The 20,422-nt window shown below is 37.4% G+C and carries 20 protein-coding genes; 17 read left to right on the top strand and 3 right to left on the bottom strand.

Annotated elements, in window-relative coordinates; all coding sequences use genetic code 11:
• Nucleotides 1-55: 55 nt before the first annotated feature.
• Together AC3RVF_RS01035 and AC3RVF_RS01030 are read right to left on the bottom strand one after the other, a co-directional pair.
• Entirely contained in the window at nucleotides 56-640 is a 585-nt protein-coding gene (locus AC3RVF_RS01035) for a Crp/Fnr family transcriptional regulator (RefSeq protein ID WP_489692555.1), read from the bottom strand.
• Nucleotides 641-708: 68 nt separating this feature from the next.
• On the bottom strand, nucleotides 709-1,599 hold the full coding sequence (locus tag AC3RVF_RS01030) for an AraC family transcriptional regulator (protein WP_489690501.1): 891 nt from the start codon (nucleotides 1,597-1,599) through the stop codon (nucleotides 709-711).
• A gap of 299 nt (nucleotides 1,600-1,898) precedes the next feature.
• Here AC3RVF_RS01030 and hemA point away from each other — a divergent pair, with 299 nt between their 5' ends.
• The 16 genes from hemA to AC3RVF_RS00950 all read left to right on the top strand — a co-directional run bounded on the left by hemA (nucleotide 1,899) and on the right by AC3RVF_RS00950 (nucleotide 14,759).
• Complete coding sequence (gene hemA, locus AC3RVF_RS01025) at nucleotides 1,899-3,161, top strand: glutamyl-tRNA reductase (protein WP_489692554.1); 1,263 nt, start codon at nucleotides 1,899-1,901, stop codon at nucleotides 3,159-3,161.
• A gap of 2 nt (nucleotides 3,162-3,163) precedes the next feature.
• Nucleotides 3,164-4,111 (top strand): hydroxymethylbilane synthase, encoded by a 948-nt coding sequence (hemC, locus tag AC3RVF_RS01020; RefSeq protein WP_489692553.1) that lies wholly within the window; start codon nucleotides 3,164-3,166, stop codon nucleotides 4,109-4,111.
• A gap of 11 nt (nucleotides 4,112-4,122) precedes the next feature.
• Nucleotides 4,123-4,776 (top strand): uroporphyrinogen-III synthase, encoded by a 654-nt coding sequence (locus AC3RVF_RS01015; RefSeq protein WP_489692552.1) that lies wholly within the window; start codon nucleotides 4,123-4,125, stop codon nucleotides 4,774-4,776.
• Between the two features lie 47 nt (nucleotides 4,777-4,823).
• Nucleotides 4,824-5,852: a uroporphyrinogen decarboxylase gene (hemE, locus tag AC3RVF_RS01010; RefSeq protein WP_489690709.1), complete on the top strand. Its 1,029-nt coding sequence runs from the start codon at nucleotides 4,824-4,826 to the stop codon at nucleotides 5,850-5,852.
• Complete coding sequence (locus AC3RVF_RS01005; RefSeq protein WP_489690505.1) at nucleotides 5,853-6,338, top strand: DUF6973 domain-containing protein; 486 nt, start codon at nucleotides 5,853-5,855, stop codon at nucleotides 6,336-6,338.
• Between the two features lie 35 nt (nucleotides 6,339-6,373).
• Nucleotides 6,374-7,144, top strand: coding sequence for an EI24 domain-containing protein (locus tag AC3RVF_RS01000; RefSeq protein WP_489690506.1), 771 nt, complete (start codon nucleotides 6,374-6,376; stop codon nucleotides 7,142-7,144).
• A gap of 27 nt (nucleotides 7,145-7,171) precedes the next feature.
• A complete protein-coding gene (gene hemF, locus AC3RVF_RS00995) occupies nucleotides 7,172-8,074 on the top strand; it encodes an oxygen-dependent coproporphyrinogen oxidase (RefSeq protein WP_489692551.1) in 903 nt (300 codons plus the stop codon).
• A gap of 96 nt (nucleotides 8,075-8,170) precedes the next feature.
• Nucleotides 8,171-9,160 (top strand): porphobilinogen synthase, encoded by a 990-nt coding sequence (gene hemB, locus AC3RVF_RS00990; protein WP_489690508.1) that lies wholly within the window; start codon nucleotides 8,171-8,173, stop codon nucleotides 9,158-9,160.
• Between the two features lie 7 nt (nucleotides 9,161-9,167).
• Nucleotides 9,168-9,671: a DinB family protein gene (locus AC3RVF_RS00985; RefSeq protein ID WP_489690509.1), complete on the top strand. Its 504-nt coding sequence runs from the start codon at nucleotides 9,168-9,170 to the stop codon at nucleotides 9,669-9,671.
• 48 nt (nucleotides 9,672-9,719) lie between these two features.
• Nucleotides 9,720-10,097: a hypothetical protein gene (locus tag AC3RVF_RS00980; RefSeq protein ID WP_489692550.1), complete on the top strand. Its 378-nt coding sequence runs from the start codon at nucleotides 9,720-9,722 to the stop codon at nucleotides 10,095-10,097.
• An 84-nt stretch (nucleotides 10,098-10,181) separates the two neighbouring features.
• Nucleotides 10,182-10,652 carry a hypothetical protein gene (locus AC3RVF_RS00975; protein WP_489690511.1) on the top strand — a complete coding sequence of 157 codons (471 nt, stop codon included), beginning with the start codon at nucleotides 10,182-10,184 and terminating at the stop codon, nucleotides 10,650-10,652.
• A gap of 120 nt (nucleotides 10,653-10,772) precedes the next feature.
• Nucleotides 10,773-11,873, top strand: a complete 1,101-nt coding sequence (locus tag AC3RVF_RS00970) for a CNNM domain-containing protein (RefSeq protein ID WP_489690512.1) — start codon at nucleotides 10,773-10,775, stop codon at nucleotides 11,871-11,873.
• Complete coding sequence (locus AC3RVF_RS00965) at nucleotides 11,873-12,349, top strand: methylated-DNA--[protein]-cysteine S-methyltransferase (RefSeq protein WP_489690513.1); 477 nt, start codon at nucleotides 11,873-11,875, stop codon at nucleotides 12,347-12,349. Before AC3RVF_RS00970 ends, AC3RVF_RS00965 begins: the two co-directional genes overlap by 1 nt.
• Entirely contained in the window at nucleotides 12,350-13,507 is a 1,158-nt protein-coding gene (locus AC3RVF_RS00960) for a serine hydrolase domain-containing protein (protein ID WP_489690514.1), read from the top strand.
• A 44-nt stretch (nucleotides 13,508-13,551) separates the two neighbouring features.
• Nucleotides 13,552-14,265 (top strand): 3'-5' exonuclease, encoded by a 714-nt coding sequence (locus AC3RVF_RS00955; RefSeq protein ID WP_489692549.1) that lies wholly within the window; start codon nucleotides 13,552-13,554, stop codon nucleotides 14,263-14,265.
• 83 nt (nucleotides 14,266-14,348) lie between these two features.
• Nucleotides 14,349-14,759 (top strand): hypothetical protein, encoded by a 411-nt coding sequence (locus tag AC3RVF_RS00950; protein ID WP_489692548.1) that lies wholly within the window; start codon nucleotides 14,349-14,351, stop codon nucleotides 14,757-14,759.
• A gap of 72 nt (nucleotides 14,760-14,831) precedes the next feature.
• Here the strand turns inward: AC3RVF_RS00950 and AC3RVF_RS00945 are convergent, their stop codons facing one another.
• Nucleotides 14,832-17,876 (bottom strand): M4 family metallopeptidase, encoded by a 3,045-nt coding sequence (locus tag AC3RVF_RS00945; protein WP_489692547.1) that lies wholly within the window; start codon nucleotides 17,874-17,876, stop codon nucleotides 14,832-14,834.
• Between the two features lie 143 nt (nucleotides 17,877-18,019).
• Here AC3RVF_RS00945 and AC3RVF_RS00940 point away from each other — a divergent pair, with 143 nt between their 5' ends.
• Complete coding sequence (locus AC3RVF_RS00940) at nucleotides 18,020-19,708, top strand: ABC transporter ATP-binding protein (RefSeq protein WP_489690518.1); 1,689 nt, start codon at nucleotides 18,020-18,022, stop codon at nucleotides 19,706-19,708.
• Nucleotides 19,709-20,422: the final 714 nt, after the last annotated feature.

Here is a 20,422-nt window from a genome sequence, read left to right as displayed (position 1 = left end):
TTGAAACAAAGTTACGCTGTATAAACCACAAAAAAAATTGACCTATGGTAATAAACTACCCTTGAACCAGCTCTTTACGAATACGGCTAAGACTTTGAGTAGTGATGCCTAGATAGGAAGCAATATGGTAGTTTTTAACGTTTTGCTCAATATTGGGATAGGTGTGAATGAAATTTAAATAACGCTCGGAGGCAGATTGTGCTAAGTTGGAGATAATTCTTTTTTGAAAAGATGCAAAGGCGCGCTCCATCTTTTTACGGAAGTAGGATTCAAGATGCGGCATGGCTTCATAAAGCATTTCCATATCTTGTTTTGAAATTTTGAAAAGAGTTGCATCTTGTATGCACTCAATATGCATTACGGCAGTGCTGCTGTTAAAAAAGGCGGTGTAATCGCTAATCCACCAATCTGCAATCGCGAATTGTACGGTGTGTTCTTTTCCTTCTGGATCTATATAATATGTACGCAGACATCCACTAACCACAAAATATTGATCATAAACCTGCTGGCCTGCTTCTAAAAGAAGGCTGTGTTTGGGAAGTTGTAATTTTTTAAAAGTGCGCGCTAAAAGCTGGCTTTCTTCGGGGGTGAAGGTAAGGTCTTTAAAAATGATGGATATAATTTCAGTTTCGGGTGTCATGAATGGAGTTGGAAATGTAAAAATACGCTAAAGATGAGACATGAGTAATTGGTAGTACTTTGTAAATACTATGCATTCAACCCCATCAAAAACTTTTTGGGCGTAGTGCCAAACCTCTTTTTAAATGCAGCAATAAAATGGCTCGAGGTGCTATAGCCCACTTTTAATCCCACTTCGTTTACATTGTGCGATCCTGTTGCTAAAAGTTGGCGCGCCACTTCCATTTTATAATCGAATAAAAAACTGAAAACGGAATCGCCATAAATTTGTTTAAAACCTTCTTTTAGGCGGTTTATAGGCAAGTTTATTTCGTCTGCTAATTCTTGCAGCGTGGGTGGTTCTGCCATTCTCGCAATCATTATTTCTTTTGCCTTTTTTATTTTAACCACATTGTCTTCGTCTGCTAAAAACGGACATTGTTCCACATCTGCATCTGCGGGCCGGTTGAAATACAAACTCAGTAATTCGTAGGCTTTCGCTTTAAAATACAGTGGTTTTATTGTTGGATGCAGGTTGTAATTCATCAATTGGTTGAGCACAATTGCCATAGATGGCGAAATGCGACCATCTTTATAATATTTCCGGTCTTTGTTTTCTTCACTTAAAAAAGTAATATAATTTGCTTCAGTAGAAAAAAGACTGTGAAATTTATTGATAGGAAGCAAAACAGAAATCACCCAAGAATGCTTTTCCAGCATAATGTTCATGGGCAAATCGCGCTGTGGATTATAGAGTAGTAGCGAGTTTTCTTCAGTAATTGGAAGCGTGTAACTGCCTTCATTAAAAAGAAAGGATGCGGCTCCTTTTATACAAAAGTGAAACTGAATGAAAGTAGAGCTCACCTCGCGCATAAAAGTTTGATTTTCATCACTTTCGTTGTTGAATTTTAAGATAAAAAACCCTGGTTCAATTTTGGTTTCTTCGTAAAAACTTTGAGCGACATTTTTATGTAATTCCATAGTGCATTTAAATTGATTTTATTTAGAATAGTTCTAAATAAAACATAACTATTGTAGGTCGGGAACCGCGAATTTAGGGCATATGTATGATAAATATCAGTTTTCGACCATTTTTAACTAACACCGACATAAAAGATACCGCTGGCGTTATTTTTTAAAAAACAATGCGCTTACATTTGCTCAGTTTTTAAATATAATGTCAACCAATAAATTATAAATTAACCAAAAGGAGTGTTTTAGACATTGCATTCCGAATTAGAACGTCTGAAAAGCATTCTCATTTCTCAAATATATTGTTGATGAAAAATAACTTGAAGTCATATTCTGGGGAATCACTCGAAGGTAATTTTTATGCCATCGGGCTCAACTACAAAAAGGCCGATGCTGAAATTCGTGGTCATTTCAGTATTAATGATATAGCAAAAGAAAAAATATTATTGCAAGCTAAGGCAGATGGAATTCCAACCCTATCTGTAATTTCCACTTGCAACCGTACAGAATTATACGGTTTTGCACAGCATCCATACCAACTTATAAAATTACTTTGCGAACACACTAACGGCACCGTTGAAGAGTTTGAAAAAGTAGCTTATATTTATAAAAACCACGACGCTGTGTCGCATCTTTTTACTGTAGGCACCGGACTTGACAGTCAGATTTTAGGCGATTTTGAAATTATTAGTCAGTTGCGAAATGCTTTTCGCGAATCTAAAAAGCACGATATTATCAATCCATTTATGGAGAGACTTGCAAATGCGGTTATTCAGGCTAGCAAGCGAATAAAAAATGAAACTGGAATTTCTTCGGGTGCAACTTCGGTGAGTTTTGCTGCCGTACAATACATTATGGCTCGTGTGCCTTACATTTCTGAAAAAAATATCTTGCTTTTCGGAACTGGGAAAATTGGCAGAAATACTTGCGAAAATTTAATTAAGCACACTAAAAACGACCATATTACTTTAATAAACCGCACCAAAGAAAAGGCTGAAAAAGTTGCGGGTAAATTTAACTTAATCGTTAAAGACTACGCCGATATTCAAAGTGAAATTGCACAATCTGATCTGCTAATAGTAGCAACTGGAGCGCAGCAACCTACTATTTCAAAAGAATTACTGTATCTAAAAAGACCATTGCTAATTATAGATCTTTCAATTCCTAAAAACGTTTCTGAAGATGTTTTGGAGAATGAATTGGTGACGTTAGTACATATGGATCATCTTTCTGCGGTAACAGACCAAACGTTAGAACAACGTGCGGCGCAATTGCCTTTAGCGAAAAAAATTATTGCTGAAATTGAAAAGGAATTCAACCAATGGGCAGATCACAGAAAATATGCGCCAACCATAAATGCATTAAAGAATAAACTTGTTGAAATTAAAGCAGGTGAAATAGACTATCAACGTAAAAAAATTGATGGTTTTAATGAGGAGCAAGCCGAAATAATTAGCGACCGCCTTATTCAAAAAATTACTACTCACTTCGCTAATCACTTAAAGGGCGAAGAAGGTTCCGCCGAAAGTATAGAACTCATAAGAAGAGTTTTCCAACTTCAAACAGCCTAATCTTGAAAAGAACAATTAGAATTGGTACTCGCGATAGTCAACTTGCACTTTGGCAAGCTAACACTGTAAAATCAAAACTTGAAGATTTAGGGTATAACTCGCAACTCGTGCCCGTAAAATCTGTTGGCGATTTAGTGCTAGATACGCCCTTATATGAAATGGGCATCACTGGTATTTTCACCAAAACCTTAGATGTGGCAATGATCAATGGCACAGTAGACATAGCTGTTCACAGCATGAAAGATGTGCCTACGCAATTGCCAAATGGAATTGTACAAACGGCAGTTTTGGAACGCGCTTCTTCAGAAGATATTTTAGTAAGCAGCAGCGAAGAAATGGATTATGAAATGCCAAACACTATTGCCACGGGTAGCTTAAGACGACAGGCGCAATGGCTTCATAGATATCCAAATCATAAAGTTGTGGATTTACGCGGAAACGTTAACACGCGACTACAGAAGTTAAAAGATAATGACTGGGCTGGAGCAATTTTTGCAAAAGCCGGAATGGAACGCTTAGGTTTTATAGACGGGGAGTATATTAAAAGCTCCGATTTTGAAGGTAAAGCAACTATTTTAAACTGGATGCTTCCAGCGCCAGCACAGGGCGCAATGGTAATTGTAGCTTTAGAAAATGATGATTTCTGCAAAGAAGCCACTTCAAAATTAAATATTTTTACTGCCGAAATTTGCACCCATATTGAGCGTGAATTCTTGAGAACCTTAGAAGGCGGATGCTCTGCACCTATTGGCGCTTTCGCCGAAATAATAGGCGATGAGATCCTCTTTAAAGGATGTCTTTTCTCTTTAGATGGGCAGACAAAACTAGAAATTGAAAAGACAGTTTTAACTTCAAATTACAAAGGTTTCGGGAAGGATTGTGCCTTGCAAATTCTAAAAAGGGGCGGGAGTGAATTGATGGCGCAAATTAAATCGCAGATCAGCAACTAATTTCACTTTAAATGAAAAGCGTTCTTTCAACTAAAAAATTGAGTCCTTCTCAAAGAGAATTGTTGATAAATGCTGCTGTTTCCTTAGTGGATTATAATGCCATAAAAATTGATTTCGAGCCATTTAAAGTTCCCGAAAATGTTAAAAACGCCATTTTCACCAGTCAAAATGCTGTTTTATCCATTCAGAATTCAAAATCCAAAATTCAGAATTGCTATTGCGTGGGCGAAAAAACAAAATCTCTTTTGGAAGAAAATGGCCTAAACGTGATTAAAATGACCGAATATGCTTCAGAATTATCGGAGTATTTGGTGGAAAATCATAAAAATGATACGTTTCATTTTTTCTGCGGAAATATTCGCAGCGATGAAATACCTTCAAAACTGAAAGAAAATAATATTTCTTTTAAGGAAATCGTAGTTTATAGAACTAGCTTAAATCCGAAAAAATTTGAAAGACCCTTCGATGCGGTTTTGTTTTACAGCCCGAGCGGCGTGCGAAGCTTTTTTTCAGAAAACAAAATTATTACGAGCGCAGCAATTTGCATAGGCACCACAACTGCCGAGGAAGCAAAAAAATATACAATCAACGTACAAATTGCAAATACCACAACCGTGGAAAGCGTAATTGCCAAAACGGTTAAAATATTGAATAATGTAAATTAATAAACCTGACAGGTTTTAAAAACCTGTCAGGTTTGGAACGAGAACTTATGATTAAAAACGATTTATTCTTAAAAGCCCTCCGCGGTGAAACCGTGGAACGACCACCCGTTTGGATGATGCGCCAAGCTGGAAGATATTTGCCAGAATTTCAAGAAATAAAAGCGAAATACGACTTTTTCACCCGCTGCCAAACACCAGAACTTGCAAGTGAAATTACCGTGCAACCAATCCGTAGATACGGAATGGATGCGGCAATTTTGTTTAGCGATATATTGGTAATTCCACAGGCTATGAATATTCACGTGGAGATGAAACCGGGGATTGGTCCTTGGGTACCAGATCCAATTCGCACATTAAAAGATTTGGATCGCGTAATTGTGCCAGACATTGACGAAACTCTTGGTTACGTAATGGAGGCCATAAAAATGACCAAAGAAAAACTGAATGACGAAATACCGTTGATTGGTTTTGCGGGAAGTCCGTGGACTATTTTGTGTTATTGCGTGCAAGGTCAGGGAAGTAAAAACTTCGATTTAGCGAAGGAATTTTGTTTTACACAACCTGTTGCCGCACACCAATTACTTCAGAAAATTACCGATACCACTATTTTATATTTAAAAGAAAAAGTAAAAGCTGGCGTAAATGCGGTACAAGTTTTTGACAGTTGGGGCGGAATGCTTTCGCCAACAGATTATCAAGAATTTAGTTGGCAGTATATGCAGCAAATTATTGATGCCTTAAAAGATGAAACGCATGTAATTGCTTTCGGAAAAGGATGCTGGTTTGCTTTAGATACAATGGCGAAGAGTGGTGCGTCTGCATTAGGTGTAGATTGGACTTGTTCGCCTAAAAACGCACGTTATTTAACTGGCGGAAAAATTACCCTTCAAGGAAATTTTGATCCCACGCGTCTATTTAGTCCGCCATCAGAAATAAAAAAGATGGTAAAACAGATGATAGATGAATTTGGAAAAGACCGATATATTGTAAATTTAGGTCACGGTATTTTGCCAAATATTCCCTTGGAAAACGCAGGTGCGTTTATTGATGCGGTTAAGGAATACAAACAAGATTAGATGCTTTGGCGGATTTTAAAGAGGCTGGATTTTAAGCAACTTTTTGGGTTGCTGTGGTTATTTCTGAAAAATCCTATTTACGCGTTTCCAACTATTTTAGCAACACGGAAATGTATGAATATTGCCTATAAAGAATACGGCAGCAAACACCATTTAAGCAATCCAGCGAACGCTTTTAGACATGCGCTTTGGGTAATTTTAATAATCAAAAGATGTTTAAAATGGCGCAATAACGAAGAATTGGCAAAAGAGTGGGCAAAGAAATTTACCGATTGGCACGAAGATTTTTCACCTAACGAAGCTTTAGAAAGAGCAATGGATTTGCACAATAATAAAGTGGGAATCTTTCTTTACGAAAATGTAAAGGATGAAAATGAAGTGGGAACCATTTCATATTTAAAACAAAAGGCTTCAGAAGCTGTGAAAATTGAAAGTGTTGGTGAAGTTGGAAGTGTGGAATTGAAGCTTGTATATATAGCAAAATAACAATTAAAAGATTCCCGATATCGCGGGAATGGGATATGATTAAAAACATACTAAAAGGCATAAAGGCATACACAGGAACTTTCAAGCTCATCAATGAACTTGGGCTTTGGAAATACTTTATGGTGCCTATGGCCATCAGTTTTTTCACCGCGGTTGCCATTGGTTTTTCTGCTTGGGGGCTGAGTGATAATCTTGGCGCTTTCATTTCAAAAATTTGGTTTTGGGAATGGGGCGCAGAAACTTTTAGAACCATCAGCGAGTTTATTGGTGCGCTTATAATTATTGTTTTGGGGCTTATTCTTTACCGTCATATTGTTATGGCATTGAGCGCCCCGTTTATGAGTCCTGTTTCAGAAAAAATTGAAAAGCATCTTTTTGGAATAAACCACGTGCACAGAAAGACTTCAAACGCATCACAACTTTGGCGCGGAGTTCGGATAAACGTTCGGAATTTAGTGATGGAACTATTACTAACAATTCCGATAATTTTGATAGGTTTTATACCAGTAATAGGCATTATTTCTTCGGTTTTATTGTTTTTGGTACAAAGCTATTATGCAGGTTTCGGAAATATGGATTACACGCTGGAACGGCATTATAAATATTCGGAAAGCATTCAGTTTGTGAAAAGGAATAAAGGTTTGGCTATTGGTAACGGAATGATTTTTATGCTAATGCTTTTGATTCCTGTGATTGGGATAATTTTGGTTTTACCATTATCGGTTACTGCGGCAAGCACGGAGACTTTAAAGGTTTTGGAAACATCAAAACGAAAAATTATAAATAACGAATTAGATTCGAATTAAAAGATACCCGCCTTCGCGGGCATGAAAATGAAAGAACAATTTGTAACATATATAAAAAATTTGCAAAACGAAATCACTTCCTCTTTGGAAGAAATTGACGGAAAAGCAAAATTCAGAGAAGACCTTTGGAAACGTCCAGAAGGTGGTGGCGGTCAAACGCGTGTAATTGATAATGGTAACGTTTTTGAAAAAGGCGGCGTAAACATCAGCGAAGTTTTCGGAAAACTGCCGGAAAGCATGCAGCAATATTTTGGTGTAAAAGATGCCGATTTCTTTGCTTGCGGCCTTAGTTTGGTGCTTCACCCAAAAAACCCAATGGTGCCAACAGTTCATGCGAACTGGCGCTATTTTGAAATGTACGATTCCGAAGGAAACATTGTAGATAGTTGGTTTGGCGGCGGACAAGATTTAACGCCCTATTATTTATTTGAAGAGGACGCAAAACATTTTCACCAAGTTTGTAAATCCGCGTGCGACAAACACAATCCAGCGTTTTATGAGACCTATAAAAAGCGTTGTGACGAATATTTTTGGAACACGCATCGCGAAGAAGCACGAGGCATTGGAGGATTGTTTTTTGATTATTTAAAAGAAACAGATTCAATGACAATGCAAAATTGGTATAATTTTGTAACCGAAGTGGGTAATAGTTTTATTGAAAGCTACCTGCCAATTGTTCAAAAAAGGAAAGATCTTTCTTACACCGAAGAAAACAAAAATTGGCAGGAAATACGCCGTGGTCGTTACGTTGAATTCAACTTGGTACACGATAAAGGGACGCTTTTCGGATTGAGAACCAATGGACGAATCGAAAGTATTTTAATGAGTTTGCCACCACATGTCCAGTGGAAATACGACCATCATCCCGAGCCTGGAAGCGAGGAAGAGAAATTGGTTGAAGTATTAAGAAAGCCAAAAAACTGGATTTAAAGATTTGTCCCCTCGAGCGCAGTCGAGAGGTTTTTATAAAATATTGAGAAATAAATAGGTCTCGTCTGCGCTCGACCTGACAGAAAATTTAAGATTATGTACCCATTAAGAAGAAACCGAAGATTGAGAACCAATGAAAGTTTGCGAAGCTTGGTTCGAGAAACTATTATTAGTCCAAATGATTTTATTGTACCACTTTTTGTGGTGGAAGGTAAGGGTGTGAAAGAAGAAATTGCTTCCATGCCAAATTATTACAGGCTTAGTTTAGACATACTTGAAAAGGAAGTAAAGGAAATTTGGAACCTCGGTCTCAAGTCTGTGTTACTTTTTGTGAAGGTTGATGAAAAATTAAAAGATAATAGTGGTAAAGAAGCTCTAAATGCTGATGGATTGATGCAGCGTGCTATAAAGACCGTAAAAAATGCAGTGCCAGAAATGGTTGTAATGACGGATGTTGCTTTGGACCCATTTTCTTGTTACGGACACGACGGAATTATTTCTGATGGAAAAGTAATGAACGACGACTCTAATATGGTTTTGGCCGAAATGGCTTTAAGCCACGCCCAAGCTGGAGCAGATATTGTTGCTCCTAGCGATATGATGGACGGCCGCATTTTTGAAATTAGAACACTTTTAGAAGACGAAGGCTTCTTTGATACTGGAATTATGGCTTACAGTGCTAAATATGCTTCTGCATTTTACGGACCATTTCGCGATGCTTTAGACTCTGCACCGGTGGATGCGAAGAATATTCCGAAGGATAAGAAAACGTACCAAATGGATTATGCAAACCGCGATGAAGCAGTAAGAGAAACGCTGATGGATATTGATGAAGGGGCAGATATTGTTATGGTTAAGCCAGGACTTTGCTATTTAGATATTGTGCGCGATATAAAAGAAGCGGTAAATGTTCCCGTGGCAGTTTATCAAGTTAGTGGCGAATATGCAATGCTGAAAGCCGCTGCCGAAAAAGGATGGTTGGACCATGATGCGGTAATGTTAGAGCAGTTAACCGCCATAAAGCGTGCTGGTGCTTCAATGATTGCAAGTTACTTCGCAAAGGATGCTGTAAAACTGATATCATAATCAAGCTATGAAATATTCGCTAATCTTTTTATTACTTACTTCAAGTTTTGGTTTTTCGCAGCAAAGTGATGTGAAAGAAGCTTTTCTTGAAAAATGGCAAAACTCAAGAGATTATCTGGTAGCTATTGCCGAGGCAATGCCCGAAGAGGATTATGCTTTTAAACCTACAGAGCGTCAAATGAGTTTTGCGGAACAGCTAATCCATATTCAAAGTAATATAGATTGGCTGGCAGCTACATATTTTAAAAAGGAAGAAGCTGAAATCTCAACATTTGAAAATGAAAAACAGCGAATTATCCAGAACTTAAAAAATTCATTTAACAACGCCTATCAAGCATTTGAAAAAACAGATGTTTCTGAGTTGAAAGAAACCGTCGAATTTTTTGCGGGTTCCAAAAGCAAACTTCAAATTTTGAATCTTCTGCAAGATCACGTTACGCACCATCGTGGGCAATTAATAGTTTATCTAAATCTTAAAAATATAGAACCACCTAAGTATGTAGGTTGGTAATATTTAAGAATAAATAATTAGCAAAATTTTAGCTTTGTCAATTCAAAATTGACATACTTTTGCCCCGTGAAACATGTTGAAAAACATATAAATAATTTGTTGGTTGCCGCTGCCATATTTTTGGTTTTCGGCAATGTTGCAACTGCTGGAGAAAATTTACACCTCAGCGATAAGTCGGCAGTTGTGTCTGGTCTTCAGGAAAAAAATCACGGCAAGCCTTTTGTTTTTAATGATTTAGCCACAGGTGAGGTTTCACAAACTGTTTCGCAGAATGAATACTTGGGCTTGGATTTTGTACGAGGATATGTCTCGAATCAAAATTTTTCTTTAGCCAGTGTTTCTTCAACTGATAATAGCTTTTATTCTTCAAAAGACAAACGGGAGCTTATCTTCCGTCATATATTTCCTTTCCATTTTTTTTGGTGATTCTGAATTAATTTATTCAGCTCGTTTGAATTGATTTTCAAGCCATTTTTTCAATCAAATATTTCACCTAAAAATTTTTTCATCATGGAAATAAACATAACCCTTGTTGGGGTAGTCCTAATGCTATTAATAGTTGTGCCTGTAATTTATTTAATAATAACTGCAGGTGGCAAAGAAAAGAAAATACGAAAAACTATTTCGCAACTTTCTCAAAACAACGGAATTCAATTAAAAAATATCGACTTTATTGGTAACTGCATTATAGCAGTAGATGAGGTTTCAAAAAAACTGGTCTATTCTTCAAAGACAAATCCCACTGGCGATTTTAAGATTATTAATATGGAAGAAGTGCAGGATTGTCGCGCTAAAAGTATTAATCAAAACAAAAAAACACTTGATTGGGTGGGACTAGAATTTGTAGAAAAAACGGGTCGTCGTGAAATACCATTTTACATAGAGTCTAATGACGAAGAGTACACTAGAGACCCGTTTGTATGCCTGCAAGACGCCAAGCGTTGGGAAAGTACGCTAAAACCGTTGTTGAAAGCTTCATAATTAAATTCGCAATGAAAATTGAAAAACCGCCACACTTGGCGGTTTTTTTTATGTATTAACAAAGTGTTACACGTAGAGCGTATTATAAATCTTTATTTTAGTTGAAAATTAAAACCAACTATGACCTTACTATTAGTCTATGCGTTTATTTCAATATTTGTCTCGTTTTTATGCTCTATAATGGAAGCGGCGCTGCTAAGCTTCACGCCCACTTATTTGCGGATGAAAACCCAAGAAGGTAAAAGCTACGCAAAAACACTTACCAACTTTAAAAAAGACATTGACAAACCATTAATCGCAATATTAACGCTAAACACAGTGGCACACACAGTTGGTGCGATACTGGTAGGTGTTGAAGCCGAAAAATTGCCTTATAAAGTTGAATTTTTTGGGATGAATATCGTTGGGGTTGTTTCAGCCATAATGACGATGCTTATTTTAGTGATTTCAGAAATTATACCTAAAACAATAGGTGCTACCTATTGGAAAAAATTAGGATCCTTTACCGCACTTTTTTTAAAAATTATAATTTTCCCTTTAAAATATACAGGTATAATTTGGGTATTGATGCTCGTTACGCGCATGGTTGGTAAATCTGCGCATGTAAGTTCCATGAGTCGCGAAGAGTTTATGGCTATAACCGATGCTGCGGAAGAGGAAGGGGTTTTTGAGGAAAACGAAACAACGGTAATTAAAAATCTACTCGTCTTTAAATCTGTAAAAGCGATGGATGTAATGACACCCTTTACTGTGGTTACCCAAGAAGATGAGAGCACAAGCCTGCAAGAATTTCATCAATTGCATAAAAATCTACGATTTTCACGTATTCCTGTTTATAAAGGCAAAACACATAATATTACCGGTTTTGTGTTACGCGATGATGTTTTGGAAGAAATTATAGAAGAACGAGGAGATAAACTTTTGAGCGATATTAGACGAGAAATTTTTGTTGTTTCTGCCGAAAAACCTATTCCGGAACTCTTTGAGACTTTTATAAAACATAGAATGCATATTGCCTCTGTTGTTGATGATTTTGGAAATACCATTGGAGTAGTTACAATGGAAGATATTATTGAAACATTATTAGGCCTCGAAATAATGGACGAGAGTGATAATGTTGAAGATATGCAACTGCAAGCCCGTAAAAACTGGGAAAAACGTGCAAAACGCATGGGAATTCAAATAAATGAAGACTCCGAACCTAACGAGAATAATGAATAATGGAAACAATTTTTATACAAACTCCAGTAGGTGTTTTGGAACTAAAAGGAGATGCGGAAGGACTTTCATCCGTGCTTTTTAAGGATGCTGAAACGGATACTATTTCTGAAATAATTCCGGAAGAGTTGAAAGATGCGGTTACCCAACTTAATGAATATTTTGAGGGGAAGCGGAAGGAATTCAATTTAAAACTTTCACCGAATGGAACCGATTTTCAGAAACGAGTTTGGAACCAATTACAGGAAATTCCTTTTGGAAAAACTACTAGCTATCAGCAAATGGCGAACCAATTGGGCGATCCAAAAGTAATTCGCGCTGCAGCATCTGCTAATGGAAAAAACCCAATTTCAATTATCATTCCCTGTCATCGCGTTATTGGTAGCGATGGATCACTCACGGGTTATGCCGGTGGCTTACACCGAAAAAAGTGGTTGTTGGAGCACGAAAATCCTTCGCCGCAGCAATCTTTGTTTTAGATGAAAAGACTTGCGAAATTTTTCAAATGGATCTTTATACTGCTAATCGTTTCGGTAATCGGGCTTTATATTTCGGGCTACGGCTATATTTTGAAAGGCGTTTGGGTGGTTTATCTGCACGGGCACACCACTGCCTATATTAATGACTTTGGATTTTTCGAAAACGAAGAAATTCCTGCGAGTACCAAACTGCAGCCTTGGCCTATTCATAAAAATTATAACTCCGTAGAAGCTACCGAAACGCTTTCTGAAAGGAACGATACGTTGGGGACAATTGCTTTTTTAGTTATTAAGAATGATAGTATTTGGTTTGAAAAGTATTTTGATGGCTTTGGAAAAAACTCGCAGACTAATTCTTTTTCAATGGCGAAAAGTATTACTTCTGCATTGCTGGGGAAAGCCATTGACGATGGATTTATAAAAGCTTTGGATCAACCCGTTAGCGATTTTTACCCACAATACGCCGAAACGGGTTTGACAGTTGGCGATCTCTCTTCTATGGCTTCGGGCTTAGATTGGGATGAATCGTATTCCAATCCCTTTGGAATGACCGCACGGGCGTATTATGACGCTGATTTGGCAGAAATCATTTTGAAATTAAAAGTTGTTGAAAAACCAGGCGAAAGTTTTAAATATTTAAGCGGAAACACACAACTTTTGGCGATGGTGATTCAAAAATCGCTTCAAAACGAAGGTGTTGATTTGAGTGACTATTTACACGAAAGTTTTTGGAAACCGATGGGTTTTGAACAACCAGCACTGTGGCAAATTGATGATGAAAAGAACAGGTTGGTTAAGGCCTATTGCTGTATTGGCAGCAACGCGAGGGATTTTGCGCGTTTCGGAAAATTGTATAAAGATTACGGTAAATGGAACGGCCAGCAAATTTTGGATTCTGCTTTTGTGGCGAAATCAATAAAGCCTCGTTTTGCGAAAAGCCCCGAATACGGTTATGGGTTTTGGTTAAGCGACTTTTTGGGGAAAGATATTTTTGTGATGCGTGGAATTCTCGGGCAATATGTAATTGTAATTCCCGAGGATGATTTGATTATTGTAAGGTTGGGGCATCAGCGTGGAGGTAAAACTGGAATGCCTTTTAGTTCCGATTTTTATGTTTACGTTGATGAGGTATATAAGATGCTTGGTGAAAATCAATAATTTTCCGTAGCTTTAAACTTCTCCCCGATTGAAATTTTCGAATTATGATTAAGCGTATAAATTTGGAACATATCCTTTTCCTGGATATTGAAACAGTTCCGCAGCACGAACATTATGCCGAATTGGACGACACTTCAAAAACACTTTGGGAGTTGAAAAGCAAATATCAACGAAAAGATGATATTTCTGCCGAAGACTTTTACGAACGTGCAGGTATTTGGGCAGAGTTTGGTTTAATAGTCTGCATTTCGGTAGGCTACTTTGTGATGAAAGGCGATGTTCGTAATTTTCGTGTAACCAGTTTTCACGGCGATGAAGTAAAAATACTGAAGGATTTTAAAACCCTGCTCGAAACACATTTCAACAAGCCGCATCATTTACTTTGTGCACACAACGGGAAGGAATTTGACTTTCCCTACATTGCCCGAAGGATGATTATTAATGGTGTAGATATTCCCTTTAAACTTGATCTTTTCGGGAAAAAGCCTTGGGAGGTTCCGCATTTAGATACGCTAGAACTTTGGAAATTTGGTGATTACAAAACCTTTACTTCTCTTAAATTGATGGCGCACGTTTTAGGCATTCCTTCGCCAAAAGACGATATTGACGGGAGCCAAGTGCGCAGTGTGTTTTATGTAGAAAAGGATATTGACAGAATTATTTTATACTGCGAAAAAGACACCATTACCGTTGCACAAATCTTCTTAAAACTTCGGAATGAAGCGCTTCTAGTACAGGACGAAATACTTTCTGTTTAGATTTTTTTTTGAAGCTAAACCTTTCGGTGGGAGTTCTATCGAAAATTTAGTAGCTTTACCAGCCATATTCAAAATATACTTCTATGAAAATTCTAAGATTCAACACAAAATTATTTTTGATCCCGATGTTCGCTGTTTCAATGTTCTCTATTTCATGTAATGACAAAAAGACCACCACTGAAGAAAATGCAGCTGCCACAGTGCAGGAAGCAACACTAGACCAAAAGAAACAGGCGCTACAAAATGTAGTTCCAAATTCAAATAATACAACTACAATTACCGCAGACGGAATAAATCCAGCTCACGGTCAGCCTGGTCACCGTTGTGATATTCCTGTAGGTGCGCCATTGAACGCTGCTGCGGGAAGTACTAACGAAGCACCAGTAATAAATAATACGAATGCTGTGCCAATTACAGGTTCTGGAAATGGCATAAATCCAGCTCACGGACAACCGGGACACAGATGCGATATTAAAGTAGGCGACCCACTTTAAAAAATATTCCACACTAAAAAAACGGCCCGTTTCAACTAAGAAGCGGGCCGTTTTACATTCAACTAACTATACTTATTCTTTTACAAATCGTTTCATAAGTTTATTGTTTTCAGTATTTACTTCAATGATGTAAACACCGCTTTGCAATGATGTAACATCTAAACTTTCAGTAAACATTCCTTTGCTAACAATCTGGCCTATTACATTGTAAATTACGTAATCTGTACCTAATGCGTCAATCAACGCAACGTTTAGCGTGTGTTTAACAGGGTTTGGATAGATAGACATATCCGTACTGTTAAATCTAGTTTCTCCAGTAATACCTTGATTAACAGAGCTGCTAATATTTACAGTATAATCCTCCACTTCGCCATAGGTGAATGTTTCACAAGGAGAAGAGTTTGCATTGTATTTCATAGAAACACGCATTCTTGTTGCTCCCGAAAGTGCAGATGACGGTACTGTAAAACTTCCAGAGATAGAAGAAGCTGTAGTTTTTGAACGTGAATAAACCTGTTCTCCTGAATCATCAAAATCACCATCTTGGTTATAGTCAATCCATACTCTGTATGCCTCATTATATGTTCTTCCAGTCCATTTTGGAGTAATGGTAATCGTGTTACTGCTTCCTTTTGTTAAGGTAGTAGAAATGCTCGTGAAATTTGCATAACCTCCATTGTTGCCAGAAAGATTATTAATACTTCCTAGTTGAACTCGATCTATATATTCGTCGTTTGTATTGTTTCCTTGCGATGAGCAATATGTTACCGTGTTTGAAAGTGTTGTTACATTTACGGTATTGCTATAAGGCGAATTATTGCCAGCCGCATCTTTTGCACGAACTTTAAATGAATATGCAGTTGAAGCGGTAAGTCCAGTAATATTAGCCGATGTCCCTGTTACAGTTCCTAAGCTTGTGCTACCTTGGAAAACTTCATAACCTGTAACTCCTATATTATCTGTGGAAGCATTCCACGAAAGTGTAAGTGTAGTTTTTGCAACGTTTGAAGCAACCAAACTTGATGGTGCTGTCGGAGCCTGAGTATCTGGTCCTGCACCTCCTAAATTGATTGTATAGTCTTCCACTTCACCATAACTAAAGGTTTCACAAGAAGTTGGAATTCCGTTGTACTTCATAGAAACCCGCATTCTAGTTTCTCCGCCCATTGTTCCCGAAGGTACTGTGAACGTTCCGCTATTTGGGGTATTTGTTGATGCGGCTTTAGACCAAACCAATTCACCTGCATCGTTAAAATCGCCATCACCGTTATAGTCAATCCATACTGCGTAACCTTCGCTGTAAACTGTTCCGGTCCAAGTTGGAGTAACAGTAATAGTGTAAGTAGCGCTTTCATTCAATGAAGTAGAAATACTTGTAAAGTCTGAATAAAGCTGCGCGCCCGAAGCATTGTTAATAGTGTTTAATTGTACATGGCTAATATATTCGTCGCTAACACTGTTTCCTTGTGAAGCACAATAACCGCTTCCGCCACCACCACCGTATGCTGCACCAACACCTACTGCGTACCACGCATTTGTAGTTGCTATTTCTTCTGGGCTATCTGCACCATATAAATCTTTTGCTGCTTGAATAGCACCATTTCGGGCATCGCTGTATTGCGAGTTAGTATTTAAATAAACGGTAAGATTTCTGTAAGCAATTGCAGCTGCTTTATCCATCCCTAAACCGGTAACGTTGTAGCTGTCTCCTTTATCATTAGTGCCGGTTTTACCAACACTCAGAATATAAAACCAAAAGTTTTGCACCCCAGAATTTGTGTGAACTCCTCCAGAATCTCCAGAACCGGCATACCAATTTGTTCCTTGATAGGTGTCTGGGTCGCCATATGCATTTGGATTGCTCATAGAACGTAAAGCTCCACCGCTACCGCCAGCACCAATGTCATCTCCCATTAACCAGTCGTTAGTTCCTGAAGCAAATTTTTCAATAGATTCTCCGAAAATGTCAGAAAATGATTCGTTTAATGCGCCAGATTGGTAGCTGTACACAAGATTTGCAGAATATTCAGTTACACCGTGTGAAATTTCATGACCGCAAATATCTAATGATACTAATGGTCCGTAGTTGGTACCATCGCCATCGCCATAAGTCATGCGGCTTCCATCCCAGAAAGCATTCACATAATTAGAAGAGTAGCTAACGTACGATTTTATAACCGCTCCAGCGTTGTTGTAAGAATTTCTGCCGTGCTTTTGGCTGAAATATTTATGTGTGCGTTCAGCACCAAAGTGAGCCTGAACACCCGTTGCGTTCGATGTGAAATTAGTTGAACCGCTAGTAACATCAGAAGCGTTGTTATAGTTGGTACCATTATTTAAATCAAAAGTTTGGATTCCACTCCCATCGGCCGTTTGGCGCAGACGGTAAGGTCCAGAGGCATTATCTGCTGTAAAGGAAACGTTACCATTATAAAGGCTGGTTCCGGTTGCTGGCACATTTGCGTGGTGGATTTTTTTGTTTTCCATAATAAACTGCCCTGTTTTGGCATCAATATAAACATCGGCTCTGTAAAGAGGCGCGGTGGCATAAATATCGAATTTGTAGGCAAGACGATTAGTTTCAGTAATATTTTCCATTTTAGGAAATATTACTAATTCGCCCGTTGGTTCTTGGTAATCTGCCAAAGTTGCTTCGGCAGTATTTTGCCATAAGTATTTTGAAGCTCCAACATGTGCCATAGCACTGTTTAAAGCTTGCGATTTGTTAATTGAAGGAGTTACATTAAAATCTTCAGCAATTGGGGAATACGCAGAATTTAATGCTTGTACCGTTCCATTTTTGCTGCTAAGTGTTACCGTTGCGAATTCTACTTTTACACCATTATAATACTGTTGCATTTTTTGGTGCGTAAATCCTAAAGGATCGTTTTCTTGTTTTAGCGATGTGAACGAAGTTTGTGGTGAGGGATTTAAAACTTCTTTGAAAATTTGAGTAGAATTTTGAAGCGAGTACGATTGTGAAGCGTCAAAAACTATTAGACTTGGTGGTTGCTTAACGTTCCTCTTCTCATCTTTTTTGTCTTGAGCGGTAACCACCGTAGAAAAGGCAAAAATTGCTAGTGTGAAAAGAAAAACGAACTTGTTAATTTTTTTCATAATAATATAAATTAAGTGAATAAAAAGGTTCGATTTATTATTAAAAACATTTAAAAGAACAACAATAATTGATGAAATGCAATTTTATTCGACGAACTGCAGTTAAAGTTTTATTTCTTTCGTTTGTCCTATCTTTGAAAACTATGAAAATTTCACCCCTACTTTCAGTTCAAGATTTATCTGTTTCATTCGGAAATAAAGACAAAAACGTTGCTGTTTTACATAACATATCTTTCAACATTTCTGAAAATGAAATTGTCGGGATTGTGGGTGAATCTGGTTCGGGGAAATCTGTTACCTCCCTTTCCATTATGGGGTTGCTACCCAAAAAGCAAACTACACTTACTGGGAGTATACTTTTTAATGGAAAAGATTTATTGAAAAATTCAGAAAAGGATTTGAGAAAAATAAGAGGTAGTGAAATTGCAATGATTTTTCAAGAACCCATGAGTGCTTTAAATCCATCGCTGCAATGCGGTGTTCAAGTTGCTGAAATACTCCAACTTCATTTAAAAATGAATTCTTCGGAAGCAAAAAAGGAAACCATTTCACTTTTTGAAAAGGTTAAACTACCGCGACCAACGGAAATATTTAATAGCTATCCGCACCAAATAAGTGGCGGACAAATGCAACGGGTTATGATTGCAATGGCCATTGCCTGCAAACCTAAACTACTAATTGCAGATGAACCTACTACGGCGCTTGATGTAACGGTTCAAAAGGAAATACTTTCACTATTAAAAAGTATTCAAAAGGAAACTAAAATGGCGATGCTCTTTATTTCGCACGATTTAAGTTTGGTTTCCGAAATTGCTGACAGCGTAGTGGTAATGTATAAAGGTGCCATTGTTGAAAAAGCAACGACTATTGAAATTTTCAAAAACCCGAAGGCGGAATATACCAAGGCGCTTTTGGCATCGCGACCTTCGTTAAATGTTCGTTTAGCAAAATTACCAACCATCGCCTCCATCGCCGATAAAAGTTTTAAACCTAGGGAAGTAAAACCGGTGGAACGCGCCAAAAGACACAAACAAATTTATACTCAGAAACCAATTTTAGAGGTTTCCAATTTAGATAAATATTATTTTAGCAGCGTTGGATTCTTTTCTAAAAAGAAAACGATAAAAGCAGTTGACAATATTAGCTTTTCAGTTTTTGAAGGTGAAACTCTGGGGCTTGTTGGTGAATCTGGTTGTGGAAAATCTACTTTGGGAAGAGCTATTCTCCAGCTCGAAAAAGCCACAGCGGGCAGCATAAAATATAGAGGAAAGGAGCTCACTACACTTTCCAAAACAGAAATTCGAAACCTTCGGAAGGAAATACAGATTATTTTTCAGGATCCATACTCGTCATTAAATCCACGATTGATGATTGGTCAAGCATTAATGGAACCCATGGAGGTTCACGGCTTGGGCAAATCTAAAAAGGAAAGAAAGGAGCGGGTGCTTACATTGCTTGAAAGGGTTGGGTTGGATGAAACCTACTTTTATCGTTATCCACATGAACTTTCCGGTGGGCAGCGACAGCGTGTTGGCATTGCACGTACCATCGTTGTGGAACCTAAACTTGTTATTTGCGATGAGTCTGTCTCTGCTTTAGATATTTCGGTACAAGCCCAGGTTTTAAACCTGTTGAATGAGCTAAAAACCGATTTTGGATTTACCTATATTTTTATATCACATGATTTGGCGGTGGTAAAATATATGTCGGACCAACTTTTGGTTATGAATAAAGGCAAAATAGAAGAATTGGGCGATGCCGATGAGATTTATGAAAATCCGCAAACTGAATATTCAAAAAAATTAATTGCTGCTATTCCGAAAGGCATTTAGAAGAAAATCTTTAAAAAAAAACCCGTTCTAATCTTACGATGGAACGGGTTTAATAGTATCTGTCTATGACAGATTTGGGGCAAAAACCATAAGAAAAAGATCAGATCAATAAATACACTTTTTTGAAAATGAAAAGCACATTGTGTAACAATTCGTTGGTGCTTTTTAATGATCTGATTACTTTCTCCATATGAGGTTAAGTTGGTAAGATTTGGGACTTCAAATATGAGAACATTATCAATATAAAACGACTAAATGCACAATTAATCGATAAAGCGCATAAAACTTTAACTTTTGCTTATAATTTGGTGGTTCGTTATCCAAAATATATGTGAAAATTTTAGATTTACTGAACTCTGTTTTCCTTTAAATCTACTTGCTTAGCTAAATTTCCTTTTTGTAGAATTTTGAAATATTATGGTTTCCGGTGAAATATTATGTAGGCATCACACACAATATTGTTTGGATGTTTTTCGAATTAATAAAATCTGGAATTTTTAGGCCTTTGAAAGCAAAAAGCTATTTAGAAGAAAATCTTAAAAACAAAAAACCCGTTCTAACCTCACGAAGGAACGGGTTTAATTATATCTCTGCCTATGACAGATTTGGGGCAAAAACCATAAGAAAAAGATCAGTTCAATAAAAACACTTTTTTTAAAATGAAAAGCACATTGCGTAACAATTCTTTAGTGCTATTTAATGATCTGATTACTT

The organism is Aequorivita sp. IT1183 (genome assembly GCF_058068265.1).
Note: the sequence above shows the minus strand (reverse complement) of the source record. Positions and strands in the feature narration are given on the sequence as shown.